The organism is Oleiphilus sp. HI0061 (assembly GCF_001635675.1).
Genome location: NZ_LWFE01000180.1, coordinates 1 through 1,802 on the forward strand (window position 1 = coordinate 1; position 1,802 = coordinate 1,802).

General features: G+C 43.6%; 2 protein-coding genes and 1 pseudogene. All 3 read left to right on the forward strand.

What is annotated here, in order from left to right; genetic code table 11:
* Nucleotides 1-482, forward strand: a pseudogene (locus tag A3735_RS02145) (ribosome biogenesis GTPase Der); the annotation flags it as partial.
* A gap of 39 nt (nucleotides 483-521) precedes the next feature.
* Nucleotides 522-773, forward strand: a complete 252-nt coding sequence (locus A3735_RS32455; protein ID WP_068510590.1) for a cysteine-rich CWC family protein — start codon at nucleotides 522-524, stop codon at nucleotides 771-773.
* Nucleotides 774-1,051: 278 nt separating this feature from the next.
* Nucleotides 1,052-1,802 (forward strand): Glu/Leu/Phe/Val dehydrogenase dimerization domain-containing protein (locus A3735_RS02155; RefSeq protein ID WP_068637506.1); only part of this gene is annotated, 751 nt, incomplete at its 3' end.

Sequence of the window (1,802 nt, forward strand, 5' to 3'; positions counted from 1 at the left end):
CAATTCATTTCATCTCAGACAAACATGGAACCGGGGTGGGGGATTTATATAAGTCTATCGACCAGGGTTATAAATCTGCTTTCGATAAGTGGCCGACCAAACGTTTGACAGAGTTGCTTTCAGATTTAGTATCTGATCACCAACCACCAATTGTTCGTGGCCGACGGGTCAAGCTTCGTCATGCTCACCAGGGGGGATCAAATCCGCCTATCATCGTAGTGCATGGATCTAAGACTGATGACCTGCCAGATAGCTACAAACGTTATCTAGAGAAGAGCTTCAGGAAAGTACTTAAGATTAAAGGTACACCAATTCGTTTTGAATTTAAGTCGAGTGATAACCCTTTCGCTAGTCCGACTAACAAAATGAATGAGAAGCAGAGAGCTAAAAAAGCCCGTATTACCAAATCCAGAGAATTTGGTAACCGCCGTGGTAAAAACTCAACACGTAAGAGTAAAGGAAAGGGCAGTACTTCTCGTTAATTGATTTTAACGAGGGCTTGCCTAGGTGTTTAGCTTTCTATGACTGAACTGCATCCCCCTAAAGAAGATATTTGCCCCAGATGTGGCAAAGCAAACCTATGCTTGAATGTCATTAAAAAAGACCTTTCAACGGGGGCTATGATACCACCTAATACTGTTAGTATTCGGGAAGAGCCTTGTTGGTGCGCCTCCGTTAACTTGAACTCTAATCAACGTGCTGAAGCATCAAAATTTGGTAATGGTTTATGTTGTTTGTGCGCAAGCTGCATTGCTGAAATTCAAGCGATATAGCTGCCCTATTACCACTTTAAAAAAAGAAAAAGCCTATTTCCCCCTGTATGTGATCTCGTAAATATTTGTTACTTTCCCTTCACAGAGCCTTTTAAGTCGCTTTATACTCGAACTGTAGTGTGCAAAAAATAAACAGTTTTTGCATCACACCAAAATTTATATTTGCGCGTTCCCTCTATCGACGCGAGGTTACCACCTCTTACGACTTGTTTGAGTAGTCGTGGTCATAAGCCAGTATATATTCAAACAATCGTAAGTTATTCTGAGAGGATAGCATCATGTTTGAATTACTGGATCAACACCAGGTCAATGAGCTGCACGTTAGGTACGATGTTAGTAGCGGTCTCAGGGCATTCATTGCCATCCACAATACTGCACTGGGTCCTGCACTGGGCGGCTGCCGTTTTATTAAATACCCAAGTGAATCACACGCCCTTCAAGATGCGCTGAACTTAGCTAAAGGCATGAGCTACAAAGCTGCCTTGGCAGAGCTTCCTCAAGGCGGTGGCAAGTCGGTCATCATGGTTCCTGATCGTCACTTTGATCGAAGGTCATTATTTAGTGAGTTCGGGCGCTTTGTTGAATCCTTAAACGGTCGGTATATTACTGCGATTGACTCCGGCACCAGTGCGAGAGAAATGGATATTATTCAGACTGTGACATCGCATGTTACCAGTACGAGTGATGCTGGTAACCCGTCAAGTTATACCGCTGCTGGTGTATTTGAAGGAATAAAGGCAAGCGTCAATTTCAAGTTAGGAACAGAAAGCTTAAAAGGTCTACGTATTGCTATTCAGGGAATTGGCAATGTTGGTTACGAACTTGGTTTGCTGCTCGCAGAATCTGGTGCAGAGATTGTTGTGGCTGATATTAATAGAGAAAGGGTTGAGTCCGCCTTAAGAGAGTTTGCAAGTCACGCAGTCAGCCCTGAGCAGATTGTTCAGGAGCCATGCGTTGTCTTTGCCCCCTGCGGTTTAAGTAATGTCATCAATGAGTCTTCCCTTGAACGTTTGAGCTGCCGAATAATTG

What these genes read in the sequence shown, in the direction of transcription:
- A3735_RS32455 (WP_068510590.1), top strand. Translation starts at nt 522, where the DNA reads ATGACTGAACTGCATCCCCCTAAAGAAGATATTTGCCCCAGATGTGGC.